The sequence below is a fragment of the Tautonia marina genome (assembly GCF_009177065.1).
Taxonomy (GTDB): Bacteria; Planctomycetota; Planctomycetia; order Isosphaerales; family Isosphaeraceae; genus Tautonia; species Tautonia marina.
Window position 1 is genome coordinate 106,877 of the sequence record NZ_WEZF01000021.1, and the last position, 15,698, is coordinate 122,574.

Consider the following 15,698-nt stretch of genomic DNA (forward strand, 5'->3'; position numbering starts at 1 on the left):
CTCGGCATCGCCTCGCTGGCCATGGCCAGCCGTTCCGGAGTGCGCGCCCGAGAAGTGCCCGAGCGGCCGAACGTCCTCATCATCCTGGTCGATGACCTGGGCTTCGGCGATCTGTCCAGCTACGGGGCTCCCGATCTTCAGACGCCGAACATCGATACCCTGGTCGCCTCCGGCCTTCGGTTCTCGAACGCCTATGCCAACTGCCCGGTCTGCTCGCCGACGCGAGCGGCCCTGCTCTCGGGCCGAACCCCGGATGTCGTGGGAGTTCCCGGGGTGATCCGAACGCACGAGCGGAACAACTGGGGGTTCCTCGATCCCGACGCCTCCCTCTTGCCCGAGTTGCTCCGCGAGGCCGGTTATCACACCGCGATCGTCGGCAAGTGGCACCTCGGTCTCGAATCGCCGAACACCCCCGGCGAGCGTGGGTTCGACCACGTCCACGCCTTCCTTGGCGACATGATGGACGACTATTACACCCATCGCCGCCACGACATCAATTACATGCGCCTCGGCGACACCGAGATCGACCCCGAAGGCCACGCCACCGACCTGTTCTCCGACTGGGCCATCGACTACCTCGACTCCCGCAAGGGGGCAACAAACCCCTTCTTCCTCTACCTTGCCTACAACGCGCCTCACACGCCGATTCAACCCCCCGAGGATTGGGTCGAGCGCGTCCGCAAGCGCGAGCCGGGGATTGACGAGGCCAGGGCCCGCCTCGTCGCCCTGATCGAGCACCTCGACGACAACATCGGCCGCGTGCTCCAGGCGCTCGACGCCAACGGCCAGGCCGAAAACACGCTTGTCCTCTTTGCCAGCGACAACGGCGGCCAGCTCAACGTAGGCGCCCGATGCGGCCCCTACCGAGGGGGGAAGGGGGATCTTTACGAAGGCGGCATCCGCATACCGATGGCCGCGCGCTGGCCTGCTAAGATTGAACCCGGCTCCTCAACCGATCACGTCACCTTGACGATGGATCTGATGCCCACCGTCTGCGACCTGGCCGGCGCGCCGATTCCTGAGGAAACCGACGGCCAATCGCTCGTCCCGTTGCTCCTGGGTCAATCCCTGCCCGAGGTCGATCGCTCGCTCGTCTTTGTCCGCCGAGAGGGTGGCCCCCGCTATCTCGGTCAGGACTACTACGCCATTCGTCAGGGGCCGTGGAAGCTCGTCCAGAATCACCCCTTCGAGCCGTTCCAGCTCTACCACCTCGGCAACGATCCCCGCGAACAGCACGATCTCATTGCTAAGGAACAGGAGGTCGCCGCCTCACTGGCTCAAACCCTGATGCAGCGCATTCAGCAAGCCGGTCAGGTCCCCTGGCAACGACCGAAGACGCTGAAAGGCGAAGCCGCTCGCTGACACGGATTCCATCATCGAGACGAGATCAGGGGCCGGAGACGGAAGAGCCCCGGCCCCCCTTCACCGAACATCAACGAGGCTCAGGAGCCCGTGTATCGAGGACGGGGCGGAAGGTGGCCGACCTTCGGCTCGATGTCGTCCTTCCAGTCTTCGAGCCGAGGCCCCTTCAGCGGCTCGGCGCGGGATCGCAGGGCGGCCATTTGCTCGTCGCCGAGCCGCTCCAGGGATTGAGCGATCCGGACGTCATCCTCAAGCTGGCCGAGCGTCGTGCAACCGACGGCCGTGCAGTGGATCGGCAGATTCAGGACGTAGCTCAGGCAGTCTCGCACGCTGAAGCGCTGCAACAGCTTCGCATTGGCGAAGTTCTTCATCCCCTGAATGCCCAGCCCTTGCTCGACGGCCAGGGGGAGCACTTGCTGCTCGAAGCTCAGATAATGCGGATCGGCGACGTGCAGGGGCATCAAGATCGTGTCCCAGCGGTCGAAGGTCCGGAGCATTGCCAGGTGCGCCGCCGGGTTGGTGTGACCGGTGAAGCCGATGAAGCGGCACTTTCCCGCCTTCTTGGCGGCCTCGAACGCCTCAATGGCCCCGCCGGGAGCGAAGACCTTCTCGACATCCTCCTCGTCCTGAATGCCGTGGACCTGCCAGAGATCGACGTAGTCGGTCTTCAAGCGTTTGAGCGAAAGATGCAGTTCCTCCTCGGCCCCTTTTTTCGTCCGGTTGGTGGACTTGGTGGTGAGGAAGACCTGATCGCGGCACGCGGGCAAGACCTCGCCGAAGATTTCTTCCGAGTGGCCGTCCCAGTAGTTGTGTGCCGTATCGAAGTAGTTGATCCCCAGTTCCACGGCCCGACGGGTCAGCGCGATGGCCTCCTCATCGTTGCCGATCACCGGAAACCGGCCGCTGGCCAGGCCGATGATGGTCAGATCGACCCCGGTCTTGCCGAAGGTCCGCTTCGGGATTGCGCCGGGTTCGTCCGAGCGCATCGGGCGAGCCCCGATGGCCCGACTCCCGATCCCGGTGGCCAGGCCCCCGACCAGTCCGCCGATGAGCGTTCTGCGTTTCATCGTCCGATCCTCCGGTGGGATGGGATGTCAGGAAGCGATGCGCGAGCCGCGATCGGCGCGCATCGGGCAGGCAGACGGCCGGGGATTCGACCGCCCACGCGTTCGCCGGGACCCCCAACGCCCTCGCGTCGGGGTTCCCGATGGGCAAAACCCAGACGGCCTCAGCTCAGGTGCGTGTTGGCCAGTTGAACCAGGTTGGCCACGGGCAAGCCGTGCGGGCAGGCCCGTTCGGCGGCGGCGAGGTCGGCCTTGGCCAGATCACGAGCCTCAGCGGGTAGGGCCTGATAGAGCGCCCGAGCCTCAGACCGCTTGCCGTAGGCGGCGTAATAGCGCAGATAGCGCAAGACGGTGGCGACCGGAACTCCCCTCGCGGCGGTTTCGCAGAGGTGGCCGCACCCGTGGCAGTAAAGATTGGCCGTCTTCTGCCGGTGTTCTTCCAGCAGGCGGGCCTCCTCGATCGTCAAGGGCTCTCGGCTGGCGGCGACGTTCTCGCGGAGGTCGCTGAAGTTCGTCATCTCCGAGACAACCACCTGCATCCGGTCGTCGTACCAGACGGATTTGACCGCGGCGACCTCCTTCTTGACCCCCGCCTCTCGCAGTCGCTTCAGCGCCTGGTCGATGTCGAACAGCTTGCCGTCGTTGTCAATCGCATCGACGACCGCGTCGGCCCCGCGCTGGGTCTTCATGGCGACGAGGCCGATGTTGGCCTTTGAAGCCTTGTCGATGGCCCGCTGCAGCTTGTCGTGATCGACGGCTCGGAAGCTGTACTGGATCATCACCTGATCGATCCAGCCGACCTCGGCCGCTTTTTCGAGGATCTCGGGGAGCATGGCATCGTGGCAGGAAAGCCCGGCAAAGCGGATCTTGCCGGCGGCTTTCAGATTCTCGAAGGTCGCCTTGATGCTCGGGTCGGAAAGCATGCCGATGTCCCGGCCCGCGATGCCGTGGATGTAGTAGGCATCGACGTAGTCGGTTCGCAGGCGTTCGAGGCTCTTTTCCAGCTCGCTCGGAAACACGGCGGCCTGGTCGGGCACGCCTCGGTAGCGGGTCGTCTTGGTGACGAGGTAGGTGTCCTTCCGCAGGCCCGTGCGTTCGAGGACCTGGCCGAGAACCTGTTCGGTCCTGGTGTTCTCGTACGACTCGGAGGTGTCGATGAAGCGAACCCCCGAGAGCAAGGCCGCCTGCACGAAGCTCGGCGACACGGCCCAGCTCGTCCCCATCCCCAGCTTCGTCACCTTCTGGCCGGTCTTGCCGAGCGTCACGAGCGGGACCTTCGGTTCATCGGCGGCCGCGTCCTGGCCGAAGCTTCGCAGGGCCGGTGCCGATGCCAGGGCCGCTCCCGTCGCCGCGCTGGTCTTCAGGAACCGTCTCCGGCTGCCGTCGCAGGTTCCGTGCATTGCCAGTGCCTCCTCAATTCAAAGGAAAAAGGGAATCCGACGGACGTGACACCGGTAACGGCGTCTCAATCACCCAGCCGACCGCAAGCAGTCGCTGGCCGCTCATTGTCGTCGGACAATGCTCGCCGGTCAACAATTCTTGAACCAATGCCCGGCACTCGGTTCGATTTGGCACGACCTCCGACTCCCGACGGTCGGCTCACCCCGCTCGCCTCGAGTCAACGACACGGGGGCGGACCCGCCACGACAGGCCCGCCCCCGCAAGGGACGCAAGAACGAGGAGAGGAAGGACGGCTGCTCGCCAATCACCCGCCCGGGGGCAGGGGTGGCAGGTCGATCGGCGACGTTTCTGGGATCGACTCGCTCGGCGGCAAGGGCGGTAAGGCCCTGGTGTCCGCCGGGAGTGATCGCGAGGGGAGGGGAGGGAGCGAGGCAGGGTTCGTCACCGGTGCCGTCGGGGAGATCGGCACCGATCGGCTGGCCGGGGTCAGTTCCCCCGAGGCTCGGCTTACGGCCGGATCAACGCGCCCCGGGATCTCGGCGACCGGCTGGTTCCGGTTCCGAGCAGGGTTCGTTCCCGAGGCCAGGCTCGGGGTCGGCTGGGCTCCCACGGTCGAGCCCGATCCGGAGTCCCGCCCCGGTTGGGTCGAGGAGAGCGGAACCGGATCGCCCACCGGAGTCGTCGGGCCGACCGGCATGGCCGGTGGGCCGAAGCTGCCGTATGGAGCCGGGAAGAACGGGCTCGGTTCCGGGGGCGTCGAGCCGGGGGGCGACATCGGCGGCAAGGGGTCCTGGATCGGCGGGGCAACCACCGGCTTCGGCGCGACCGGGCCTTCCGGCTCGATCGGAATGCGGCGGTGGGCCTTCTGCTGGTCGATCGCCTGCACATACGCCTTCGGCGGTTGCGGCCCTTCAGCCACGGCAATGTTGTTGTAGGCGAGCAACGTCCCCTTGGCTTCTTCCAGGGCGGCGATCGCCGTGTTGTAGCTGGTCTTGTATCGAGCCTCGATCGCCACGGCGTTCGACCAGCGGTTCACGGCGTCGAGGTAGCGGTCGATGTTGATCGTCCCGGCCTCAAAGAACGCTTCCTGAGCCTTCAAGCGACGCTCGGCCGCTTCACGAAGCTGCCCGGCGTACTTCAACAGCTTGTAGTTCGCGTCCACCTCGACAAAGAACCGCGCCAGGGCGTGCACCGACTGGTGAACGGTCTGCTGGAGGAAGGCCCGCTGACGGAGCAGGGCGTACTGAGCCTGCCTCGTCTCGGCCAGGGGGCCTCGGAAGCCAATCGGCATCGAGAAGGTCAGGCCGACCTGCCAGGTCTGGAAGTTGTTGTGGAACGTAGGGGCCGGATTCACCCCCGCCGCCGCCTGTTGCTGTGCGATGATCGGGTCGATCGCCAGCACCGAGCGGCCCGTCATAACCGCGAAGGCTTCGTCGAGGTCCTCGCCGAGGCCGTTGAACTGATACAGCATGTCCAGGTTCAAGGCCGGCAAGAGCTGGTTGCGAGCGAGGAGCAACTGCAGTTCGGCCACCCGGACCAGAAGCTGTTGCTGCACGATGTCCGGCTGATAACTGATCAACTGCGCGAGGCTGCTCTCCCAGTCCGGCTGGACCCGGGCGGTCGTCCAGTCGGTGACGGGCACAATCCGCCGACCGTCGTACGGCGGCAGGCCGAGCAGTTCGCGGAACTGGCGCTCGGTGGTAATCAGGTCGGCGGTCGCCTGCACCAGTTCGAGCTGGAACTGGCGGAGCTGTTCCTCAGCCTCGGCCACGTCCGGTTCCGAGCCGGTGCCGACCTCTCGCTTCACCACTTCCCGCTCGTAAATCGCCTCGCCGAGCCGCACCGCCTGCTGACGGCTCCAGTACTGCACCTGCTGCTGCGAGAGGGCCCAGTACTGCTGCTCGACCGAGCGAACCATCGCCATCACCTCGGCCTTGAATCGCCAGACCGAGGCGTCGGCGTTCAGCCGCTGAATGACGATGGGCGCCCGGTTGGCTTCCAGGCCGCTCGGCCCGGTCTGGTCGGTTCCGCCCAGCAACGGCTGGCTGAATTGCAAGGTCGTCCGTGCGCCGTAGGCCGACGGATAGGTCTGAATCGGCGAGTTGCCGTAGGTGTAATCGACCTGGTTCGCCACCCGGAACGTGGCACCCGTGGCCGTTCGCTTCGACAGCGCCGCCTCAAAGCTGGGAACGCCCTGGGGCGCTCCTCGCTGCCGGACGAGGGCCAGGACGTTCGTATCCGCGTCGAAGAAACCGGCCTGAATCGAGTTGTTGACCAGGAAGTCGCGGCTCTCGTAGAAGAATCGGGTGGTGAGCTGACCATCGAAGACCGACAACGCCCGGGCAATCTGGGTTTCCTGGATCGCCGGGTCATAAATCGTCGCCAGCGTTCCGGCACCCAGCGCCGCCCCGGCCTGGGTGTTCAAGGGGGTCGGGGCGAACCCTTCGACCGGAATCCCCTGAGCACCGAGCGAGATCACGCGGATGACCTCCGAGTTATCCATCCCGAGCTGGATGGCCTCCTCCAGCGTCATCGGCCAGGGTTCCATGGCCTCGGCATTGTCCGGCGTGCGTGGGGGCACGATGTCGGGCAACTGAACGGGAAGATCACTAAAGAAGGCCGCCTGCTGAACGGCTCGGTCTTCATCGGCCACGGCGGAAATCGGGTCATGCGGGACCTGCTTCGTCTGGTCGATGTAGGGGATCCTTTGGCAACCGGCCAGGGCCAACCATGCCACGGCCACTGCCGCTCGCACGTACCGGTTACCGAATCGGGTCAATCGCATGGCCAGACCGTCCTTGTGATTCGCGCCATGGGACGAAGGATGTGACCCGATCGGCCGGGTCTTCGCGGTTCAGACCGCTACGAGCCTTTTCCGGCAACGAGCGGCCTCGCGGTCCTTCGGTCCGCCGCCCGCAGACAATCCGCCGTCAGGCATTGGGACTGGTCGTTCCAACACCCTTGGGCCTGATCGCCGTCTCTCGGGTTTCCCTCAGTTCGACCAGGGGATGAATCGGTCGAAACAGATGTGCGTCTTGAGGGGACCCGGAGGATTTTAACGATTTTCCGGGTCGTGCCTAGGGCAACGGTCAACCGGATCGCGCAGTGCGCACGCCCGGCAATGTCATCAGGACAGTGAAGCCCATCGACTTCCCGAACGACCTTCGGAAAATCGAGCATCCTTGCTTCCGATCACCAGCGCACGGAGCATCGTCGTCCCGGCTCGCGGTCCGATCGGCATCTCTCCGCGTGGTTCCGGACCATACCCGGCGCAGACGGAGAACCGGCCGGCTCTCGAAGGGAACCTTCGTCTCGTCCTCGCCCCGTCCTGGCGATCGGGCAGATTGAGCGCGACCCCGCGCCCCGCCTGATGGATGCGTCCCTCAGCCGGTTGGGCTCAGGGTTTCTTCGGGTGATGGTTGTTGCTGGGGGTGGGGCTGGAGCCCGACTCGTCGATGGCCTTCTGGATGTCTTCCAGGGCGATCGCGCCGACCTCGTTGCCCAGCAAGGCGCTGAGTTGAAGACCGACCAGCGTTTCGCTCGGATGAGAACGATCGCCGAGCATTTGCAAGAACGGTTCAGCACCCACCAGAACCGCCCGAGGCCGTCCGTGGACCGTCAGGACGTAGCGAACGTCGGGGTGCTGAAGTTCGTTGAGAATGGTCGGCAGATTCTGGTGCAATTCCCGACTGCCGATAATACGGACGGGGGAATCGGCCTTCTTCTGGCCTGCCATGAAACCCGGCCTCCACCGAAGTGTGCAATCACAAAGAACAAAAGAGTCCGGGCCGTCCCTGAATCCAAGCAAGCGACCCTACCATCCTGAGCGAGACGCAACCGAGCGATTCGGTTCTCTCGAACACAGCGGCCGAATGGCCTTGGGCCTTAACCCAAAAACGCCGGAACAAGAAGTCCGGCGATGGATGAAAGTGATTCGAGTGGAGGATAGGGGACTTGAACCCCTGACCTCTTGCATGCCATGCAAGCGCTCTCCCAACTGAGCTAATCCCCCGTGCGTTGTGTTGGTAAGGTATCAAGTCGGTTTGGGAAAGTCAACGGTTCGCAGGCCGAAGGTTTTCATCTTCTGCTCGTTTTTCGAAAAGAACCGCCCAAAATCGCCCGAACATGGCACCCCCTGAACCATCTTCCCGCTCCCAGAAGGACGACATTCATGGATCGAGCCCAGTCTTCCGAAGTCCGCGTTCCTCACGCCCATCTGGTCCTGACCAACGACGACGGCATCGACGCTCCCGGCATCGACGCCTTGCGCCTGGCGGCCGAACCGCTGGGCGAGGTCCGCGTGGTCGCCCCGGCCGATCCCTGGTCGAGCAAAGGCCATGCCGTGACCGCCGGCGGCGAGCCGATTCGGGTCGAACGGCGCGGACCTCACCAAATTGCCGTGGGAGGAACCCCGGCCGACTGTGTCCGCCTGGCCTTGCATCATCTGGCGCCGGGCCCAGCCTGGGTTCTGGCGGGGATCAATCGAGGGGGGAATCTCGGGGCCGACATCCATCACTCGGGCACGGTCGCGGCGGCCCGCGAGGCGGTCTTGCACGGCTACCCGGCCATTGCCGTTTCGCATTACATCCGGCGCGATCGGCCGTTGGACTGGCAACGGGCCGCCTCCTGGACCCGCCAGGTGCTTGAGCTGCTCATGAACCGCCCCTGGACTCCCGGAACCTTGTGGAACGTCAACCTTCCGCACCCGAATCCCGAGGAACCCGACCCGGACATTGTCTTCTGCCCGATCGATCCGTCTCCTTTGCCGCTCGGTTTCGCCGTCGAAGGGGACGAGGCCATCTATAATGGCGATTACCACGGCCGAGCACGGGTGCCAGGGGCCGATGTCGAGGTCTGCTTCGGCGGTCGGATCGCGGTATCTTGCGTGCCGATTCTCCCCGATCCGGCCAAGGTGATCCCGACCCCGACCGAGGTGATCGCCCTGCACACCGACCGCCCCGGCGCATCGGAGCCACTCGGACGGTAGAATAGTTCTGACCTGTGCTTCACAAGGATCGGGGATCATCCTTCCTTTCGAGACTTCCCCCAATGGCGAGACGGGAGCAACGGACAATCATGACGACACCCCTTCGACGATGGTCGCTGTGGGCCATCGCCGCGGCGATGGTCGCCCAGGCCGGTTGTGGCCAGCCGCCCCCGATGGTCCCGATGACTCCTGCGGGAGTGGGGGGCGATCCCCTGACGGTCAACCTCGAAGACGATCAGTACAGGGCCCAGGCCCTCGGTGAAACTCCGGCCTCTCGCGAGAGTACGGTCGCCTCCTCGGTCCCGGCGCCCAGCGATCTGCCAAAGATCGTCCGCGAGCCGACCGAACCCGGCCAGGAGGTCGAACTCGAAAACGGCCTGCGCTACACCACGCTCAAGCCCGGTGATCCCGAAGGCCCGATGGCCGAGCTGGGCCGCACGGTCTCCGTCTTCTACCGCGGCACCCTTGCCGACGGCACCGAGTTCGACTCGAACATGGGCGGACAGCCCGCCGACTTCCCGCTCAATCCTGGCGGCCTGATCCAGGGGTGGATCGAGGGCATCCCCGGCATGCGGGTCGGCGAGCGACGCCGCCTGGTCATCCCGGCCCAGCTCGGCTACGGCGATCGCGGCGCCCCGCCGAAGATCCCCCCCGGCGCCGAGCTGACTTTCGAGGTCGAACTGGTCGGGGTACGCTGACCCCCCCGCGATCCTGGCTCGGTTCCCATTCCGCAGTGGCTCCTTCACCCTCGATCCCGGTCGATGGCTGCATTCCGTCCCCCTCTCCCCGCCTCCGCGGGGAGAGGGTCGGGGTGAGGGTTCCCCGGCCCGCCCTCCTTGCCTTGCGAGCCCACCACCTCCCCCCCTTTTCACCTTCGTCCCTCTTTCTCCGCGACCCGAGCCCAAAAAACCGACCGGTCCCGGCCGGAATCGCGCAAACGGTTTCCGACGCGATCCGCCTTGTCGGATCTGGCCGCCTCGGGTACGTTTCCGACCTTATGAATCCCGCACAGAAGGTGCGGAGCCACGGCGGACTCCGTGCCATCATCTGGGACGAGCAACGAGGGGGAGGCCGGCATGGAGGCGGGCCCGCACATTCCGATCGGAGCCTCAAGGCCAGAGACGCCTTCCCGAGCGGTCCGCGCGGCCCTCGTCCACGACTGGCTGACCGGCATGAGAGGCGGCGAGAAGTGCCTGGAAATTCTCTGCCGGGCCTTTCCGGATGCCCCCTTGTTCACGCTCCTGCACGATCGCGGCCGGATGAGCCCGACGATCGAGGCCATGACCATCCAAACGTCCCCCTTGCAACGCATTCCGGGCGTCTTGCGGCACTATCGCCATCTGCTCCCGGTCATGCCCCTGGCCGCGCGATCGTGGCGTCCCGAAGGGGTGGACGTGGTCATCAGCCTGAGCCACTGCGTCGCCAAGTCGGTCCGCGTCCCTCCCGGCGTGCCGCACCTTTGCTACTGCTTCACCCCCATGCGCTACGCCTGGGAAGGCCGAGCGGCCTACCTCGATGGCTGGACCGGCAAGCCGGTTCGCAAGGCGATGGCCGGGGCGGCGCTCGACCGTCTCCGCGCCTGGGACCAGGCCACGGCCCGCGGCGTCACGCAGTTCGTGGCCATCTCCGAGACGGTTCGCCAGCGGATTGCCCGCTGCTACGGACGAGACAGCCGGGTCATTCCCCCTCCGGTCGACACGGCGTTTTACACCCCCGACCCGACCACCCCGCGCGACGGCCCGTATCTGTGCGTCTCGGCCCTGGTGCCGTACAAGAAGCTCGACCACGCCGTCACCGCCTGCTCGGCCACCGGTCGGCCATTGGTGGTGATCGGCTCCGGCCCCGAACGGGCTCGCCTGGAGAAGCTGGCCGGACCTTCGGTGCAGTTTCTCGGCTGGCAACCCGACGAGGTCATCCGCGACCACTACCGACGCTGCCGCGCCTTGCTCTTTCCCGGCGAGGAAGATTTCGGCATCGTCCCCGCCGAGGCCCTCGCCTGTGGCGCTCCGGTGATCGCCCTGAATCGCGGCGGGGTGGCCGAAACGGTCGATCACCGCACCGGCTGGCGTTACGACCAGCCAGGCCCCGAGCCCCTTTGCCAGGCCATCGAGGCGTTTGAGGCCGCCGGCCGGCCCCACGACCCCTTCCTCGCCCGCCGCAAGGCCGAGTCCCTGGCGCCGGAGGTCTTCCACGACCGGATCGTGTCCTTGATTGACGAGATTCTCTCGGCCTCGCCGACGATTCCCGGTCCCCATGTCCCGATCCGCCCCGGTCCTCGACGCGATCGCCGGCGGCCGTCTGATCGGATCGCCGAATCCGCTTGACCGGGCTGAGCGGTTGCGAGGGCTCCGCGGGGCCTTTACGATGACCACCGCAACCAACCCAATCCGCTCTCCCCGGACTTGGCCGAGCCCATGAGCCGCACGACTTCCCCGGCCTCCGCCGCCGAAGACCCCCGTCTCGGCCAGGTCGATCAGATTCAGGAGCCGCCCCCGACCCTGGGCAAGGCGCTCCGGCAGATCGGCCCCGGCCTGATTCTCGCCGCGGCCATTGTCGGCACCGGCGAGCTAATCGCCACCACGCACGCCGGGGCCAAGGCCGGATTCGTCATCCTCTGGCTGGTCATCATCAGTTGCTTCATCAAGGTCTTCGTTCAGGTCGAGCTGGGACGCTACGCCGTCTCCAGCGGCCAGACGACCTTCTCCGGCTTCCGATCGCTGCCGGGGCCGGGTCCGTTGCTTGTCTGGTGGTGCGCGATCATGCTGCTGGTCACGCAGTTGCAGATCGGCGCGATGATCGCCGGCATCGGCCAGGCCGCGTCGATGATCCTGCCCCGAGTGACGGTCTTGCTCGGTGGCAGCCTCGGTCTCAATGAGCGCCCCGAACTGTTCTGGGGAGTGCTCGTCACCGCCCTGACCGCCGCGATGCTCTGGACCGGCAGCTATCGCCTGGTCGAGCGGACGATGACCGCCTTTGTCGCCGTCTTCACCCTGATGACCGTCCTCTGCGTCATCCTCTTGCCCCCCGACGTGGCGATCCGATGGGGGCAGTTGGCCGAGGGGCTCACCTTCCGCATTCCGAACGATCCAACGATCATCATGGCCGCCCTGGCCATGTTCGGCATCACCGGAGTCGGGGCCACGGAACTGCTCAGCTACCCTTACTGGTGCATGGAAAAAGGCTACGCCCGATCGACCGGCCCCCGAGACGACTCGAGCGCCTGGATTCAGCGTGCCCGAGGCTGGATGCGCGTCTTGCAGCTCGACGCCTGGGTGAGCATGGTCGTCTACACGATCGCTACGGTCGCCTTCTTCCTGCTCGGCGCCGCCGTCCTGCACGGCCAGACCGAGGCCGGCGGCCTGCCCGACCGCGTCGATGAGATGATCCTCACCCTCGTGCAAATGTACGAGCCGGCCCTCGGACCCACCGCGGCCAAGTGGTTCCTCGTCCTTGGCGCCATCGCCGTGCTTTACTCGACCCTCTTTGCCGCCACGGCCGGAACCGGCCGCCTGCTGGCCGACTTCCTCCGCGTCTGCGACTACTACCCCCGAGACTCCGAGGAATACCGCCGCAAGTGGGTTCGTTTCTTCTGCGTGGCCCTGCCGATCTTCGGCCTCTTGCTTTATATGGGCCTTGGCAGTCCGGTGCGGATGGTCACGCTCGGCGGCCTGATGCAGGCCATCACCCTGCCACTGATCGCCTCCGCCGCCGTCTTCCTTCGCTACCGAAGGTCCGACCCGCGCGTCACGGCCGGAAAACTCTGGGATCTCCTGCTCTGGATCTCGATGCTCGGCCTCATCTTCGCCGGCGGATACCTCGGCGCCTCGCAACTCGGCCTGATCTGAAGCGGAACACCTCCGCGCCGTTTTGCCTCTTGATTGCGTGACGGGGGCCGTGCGATGATGCCGCCCTCGTCTCCGTTTTCTCGATCCCGATTCACGTCCCCTCGGGAACTGCGCTGATGATGCGTCAATTCAAGCTCCCGCTCATCGTCACGGGAGCCGCGCTGGTGCTTGCGGTGCTTGTCGGTCTGGTCGCCGTCACCTGGATTGACGGGGCGTCCCTCTCCAACCGCCAAAAAGAGCAGCGGGCCCAGCAACTTGGTGCCGCCACGGCGACGATCGTCTGCGTGGTGATTGCCCCGTTCTGGTTCGTCTCCGCGGCAAAGCTCGGCAAGGAACGCCGGGCCGCCCAGAAAACGAAAAAACCCTCACGCCGCTGATCGGTTCATGAGGCGCATGACAATACCGGGGACTGGCACCGAGCGGTCGAGGTGCCTCTCCCCGGTTTCGTCATGTGCGATCTGGTCGATCGAGCCCCCGATCAAACCGATCCGATCACAGCACGAACTTCAACACCGCGAAGCCGCCGACCAGCAGCAGCGTGAACAGGACCGCGAGCAAGTTGAAGTATTTCTCAACGAAAAGCCTCGCCGGCGGTCCCCACGTCTTGATGATCCAGGCAACCACGAAGAACCGAAGTCCTCGCGAGGCGATCGAGGCCAGCGTGAAGACGATCAGGTTCACCTGTGCCACCCCGGCCGTCACCGTCACGAGCTTGTAGGGCAGGGGGGTCAGGCCGAAGATGAACACGATCCAGGCGTTCCAGTGGTCATAGACCTGGAACAGGTATTCCCCTCCCAGCCGCTCGGCCCCGATCGACTTCAGCAGATAACTCGGCAGCGCAATATCCTCGCGCCCTTCGACCGTCACCAGGTCCACATGGGCCAGGTTCTGGACAATCCAGGTCCCCACCGTTTCCCAGGCCGCGAAGCCGATTGCATACCCGAACATCCCGCCCAGCACCGACGCGACCGTGCACCAGAACGCCAGCCGCACCCATCGCGTGGTCGCGGCCAGCACCAGGGGGATGAGCAACACATCCGGCGGGATCGGGAAGACGCTACTCTCGATGAACGAGATCGCCATCAAGACCGGCAACCCGTACCGGGTTTCCGCCCAGCTCAAGACCCAGTTGTACATCCGCCGGTGCACGGCCCATTTCGAAACCGGCGGCGCGGCTTCGGCGGTGATCGAGACAGAGGCGTCGTGCGATGCCATGAGCGGGCAAGACTCCACAATGAGGAATGAAGGAAAACGCTCGGCCGAGCCACCCGCGGAAGCACTTCCCCGGCATCGCTCGCCCTGGGATCGAGTCCACTCAATCCCCGGTCGTTTGAATCACGGCGCGTCGTCCGGAGACGCTGCGGATTCCGGTTCCGGTCGCACCAGGAGCGAGACGTTGCGAATCCCGGACGCATCGCAGACCGACAGCACATCGGCCAGATCCTGGAAACTCAGGGTCGCGTCGCCCCGGATCTGTACCCCTTGCTCGTCGTAGTTTGCCTGGGCCTGTTCCAGAAGGTCGCGGAGCGCCTCCAGGTCGTATTCCTCGGCTCCCACGGCCACCCGGCCCGGTTCGATCACCGTCAACCTCAGGTCCTCGGGGGCCGAGGTCAGCGGCGCGGCATTGCCGACTTCGGGCACCCGGACCGTAAATTGCAGGTCGTCCCAATCGTACAGCCGCGAGGCGACCATGAAGAAGATCAAAAGACAGAGCATGACGTCCACCATTGGCGTCATGTTGATAAAGGGCATCTCCTCGGTGTTCTGTCCATCACCCAGCATAAGGGGCCTCGGCTCCGTCTCGGCCTCGGATCATCGTTTCGGTCGTGAAGATCGTTGCATCTCCGAACGGATCAGACCGTCACCACCTCAAAGGGCTCGCGATTCCGGCCGCCCGCGCTCGGCCGCGGTCAGACCCGGCATCCCCCGCCGATCGTTCCCGGCCCACGTCTCGGCCGAAACCAGCTCGATCACCCGGCGAACCTGCTCGTCCAGCTCCCTCACCAGCCGGTCGATCCGGTTCAAGAGGGCGTAGTACGCAATGACCGAAACAATCGCGATCACCAGGCCAAACGCCGTCGCCACCAACGCCAGGCTGATGCCATTGGCCAGCGCCTGGCCTCGTGAGGCATCCTGAATCGCTGGGCCTCCCAGTGCCTCGAATGCCTCAATCAGGCCAACCACCGTGCCCAGCAAGCCCAGCAGCGGAGCAAGCGTCGCCGTGCCGTTCAGCACCCGCACGTTGCGCTTCATGTCGGCGATTTCCGACGCCGCGTCCGCCTCAACCGCCTGCCGGATCGCCGTTGCCGGCTGGCCCCAGTAGCGAATCGCATGGCCGAAGATCCGGGCGACCGGGCTTTCATGCGCCCGACACAGCTCGGCGGCGCGGTCGCGGTCCAGCTTTCCCGCGGCGAGCCGTTCCAGAAACCGCTCGACAAAATCCCTCGGAATCACCCGAGCCCGCCGCAAGGCCACTGCCCGTTCCAGCGTGAAGCCCACCGTGGCCACCGAGCACAGCACCAGCGGAATCAGCATCGGGTTGACGGTGCGGATCAAGGTCCAAACGCTCGACGTCCCCACCGGAGCGGCTTGCGGTTCGGCAGCATCGGCTGCCCCCAGCTCACCATCAGCCCCGATCGGCGGCTCGGTCAGGCGATCCACCACCACCTCGGCCACTGGATCGCTCGGGTCGATCGCCTCCGGCTCCGGCGCCTGTTCCTGAGCGGCCGACACCATCGTCATCGTAACGATCAGGCCAACCAGCGACGCCAATCGCACCACGAGCCGAAGCCCCGCGACACCTGCTCGGACTCGGCCCATCGGGCACCCTCCCGGCCTTTTGTACGATCACGGTCCCGATCCCGTTTCGCAAGAGATCAAGGCCCGGCCCCCTCCTGGATCGCTCGGGCAAGCACGCCCGCCCGGCACGCCGCGGTTCACCATTCGAGCACGATTCTAGCGGCCCGGCTCCCCCTGTCAATTCAATCGAATTTCCGGGCCACAACGAACTTGCACCCCCATTCCCTTCGTATACAATAC

At 65.6% G+C, this 15,698-nt stretch carries 13 protein-coding genes and 1 tRNA gene; 6 read left to right on the forward strand and 8 right to left on the reverse strand.

From position 1 onward, the window contains the following. Positions 1 to 21: 21 nt before the first annotated feature. Positions 22 to 1,362, forward strand: a complete 1,341-nt coding sequence (locus tag GA615_RS21960; RefSeq protein ID WP_390622254.1) for a sulfatase — start codon at positions 22 to 24, stop codon at positions 1,360 to 1,362. A gap of 80 nt (positions 1,363 to 1,442) precedes the next feature. Here the strand turns inward: GA615_RS21960 and GA615_RS21965 are convergent, their stop codons facing one another. The 5 genes from GA615_RS21965 to GA615_RS21985 all read right to left on the reverse strand — a co-directional run bounded on the left by GA615_RS21965 (position 1,443) and on the right by GA615_RS21985 (position 7,839). Further along, the gene (locus tag GA615_RS21965; RefSeq protein WP_152053475.1) at positions 1,443 to 2,429 is read right to left on the reverse strand and encodes an aldo/keto reductase; all 987 of its coding nucleotides are present in this window, start codon (positions 2,427 to 2,429) and stop codon (positions 1,443 to 1,445) included. A gap of 161 nt (positions 2,430 to 2,590) precedes the next feature. Continuing rightward, entirely contained in the window at positions 2,591 to 3,826 is a 1,236-nt protein-coding gene (locus tag GA615_RS21970; protein ID WP_152053476.1) for an aldo/keto reductase, read from the reverse strand. A 305-nt stretch (positions 3,827 to 4,131) separates the two neighbouring features. Next, a complete protein-coding gene (locus GA615_RS21975; RefSeq protein ID WP_152053477.1) occupies positions 4,132 to 6,612 on the reverse strand; it encodes a TolC family protein in 2,481 nt (826 codons plus the stop codon). A gap of 612 nt (positions 6,613 to 7,224) precedes the next feature. Further along, positions 7,225 to 7,563, reverse strand: a complete 339-nt coding sequence (locus GA615_RS21980; RefSeq protein ID WP_152053478.1) for a type II toxin-antitoxin system prevent-host-death family antitoxin — start codon at positions 7,561 to 7,563, stop codon at positions 7,225 to 7,227. A gap of 203 nt (positions 7,564 to 7,766) precedes the next feature. Further along, positions 7,767 to 7,839 (reverse strand) — tRNA-Ala (locus GA615_RS21985). A 159-nt stretch (positions 7,840 to 7,998) separates the two neighbouring features. On the opposite strand from GA615_RS21985, the gene surE reads away from it, so the two are divergent. The 5 genes from surE (at position 7,999) to GA615_RS22010 (ending at position 13,036) form a co-directional block, all read left to right on the forward strand. Next, the gene (surE, locus tag GA615_RS21990; RefSeq protein WP_152053479.1) at positions 7,999 to 8,814 is read left to right on the forward strand and encodes a 5'/3'-nucleotidase SurE; all 816 of its coding nucleotides are present in this window, start codon (positions 7,999 to 8,001) and stop codon (positions 8,812 to 8,814) included. 89 nt (positions 8,815 to 8,903) lie between these two features. After that, complete coding sequence (locus GA615_RS28490; protein ID WP_261343959.1) at positions 8,904 to 9,512, forward strand: FKBP-type peptidyl-prolyl cis-trans isomerase; 609 nt, start codon at positions 8,904 to 8,906, stop codon at positions 9,510 to 9,512. 378 nt (positions 9,513 to 9,890) lie between these two features. Beyond that, entirely contained in the window at positions 9,891 to 11,138 is a 1,248-nt protein-coding gene (locus GA615_RS22000) for a glycosyltransferase (protein WP_152053480.1), read from the forward strand. 90 nt (positions 11,139 to 11,228) lie between these two features. After that, the gene (locus GA615_RS22005; RefSeq protein ID WP_152053481.1) at positions 11,229 to 12,659 is read left to right on the forward strand and encodes an Nramp family divalent metal transporter; all 1,431 of its coding nucleotides are present in this window, start codon (positions 11,229 to 11,231) and stop codon (positions 12,657 to 12,659) included. A 116-nt stretch (positions 12,660 to 12,775) separates the two neighbouring features. After that, on the forward strand, positions 12,776 to 13,036 hold the full coding sequence (locus tag GA615_RS22010) for a hypothetical protein (protein ID WP_152053482.1): 261 nt from the start codon (positions 12,776 to 12,778) through the stop codon (positions 13,034 to 13,036). 115 nt (positions 13,037 to 13,151) lie between these two features. Here the strand turns inward: GA615_RS22010 and GA615_RS22015 are convergent, their stop codons facing one another. The 3 genes from GA615_RS22015 to GA615_RS22025 form a co-directional block, all read right to left on the reverse strand. Continuing rightward, positions 13,152 to 13,874 carry a YqaA family protein gene (locus GA615_RS22015; RefSeq protein ID WP_201750280.1) on the reverse strand — a complete coding sequence of 241 codons (723 nt, stop codon included), beginning with the start codon at positions 13,872 to 13,874 and terminating at the stop codon, positions 13,152 to 13,154. A gap of 120 nt (positions 13,875 to 13,994) precedes the next feature. Next, the gene (locus GA615_RS22020) at positions 13,995 to 14,441 is read right to left on the reverse strand and encodes an ExbD/TolR family protein (protein WP_152053483.1); all 447 of its coding nucleotides are present in this window, start codon (positions 14,439 to 14,441) and stop codon (positions 13,995 to 13,997) included. Between the two features lie 87 nt (positions 14,442 to 14,528). Next, positions 14,529 to 15,479, reverse strand: coding sequence for a MotA/TolQ/ExbB proton channel family protein (locus tag GA615_RS22025; protein ID WP_235905611.1), 951 nt, complete (start codon positions 15,477 to 15,479; stop codon positions 14,529 to 14,531). Between the last annotated feature and the right edge of the window lie 219 nt (positions 15,480 to 15,698).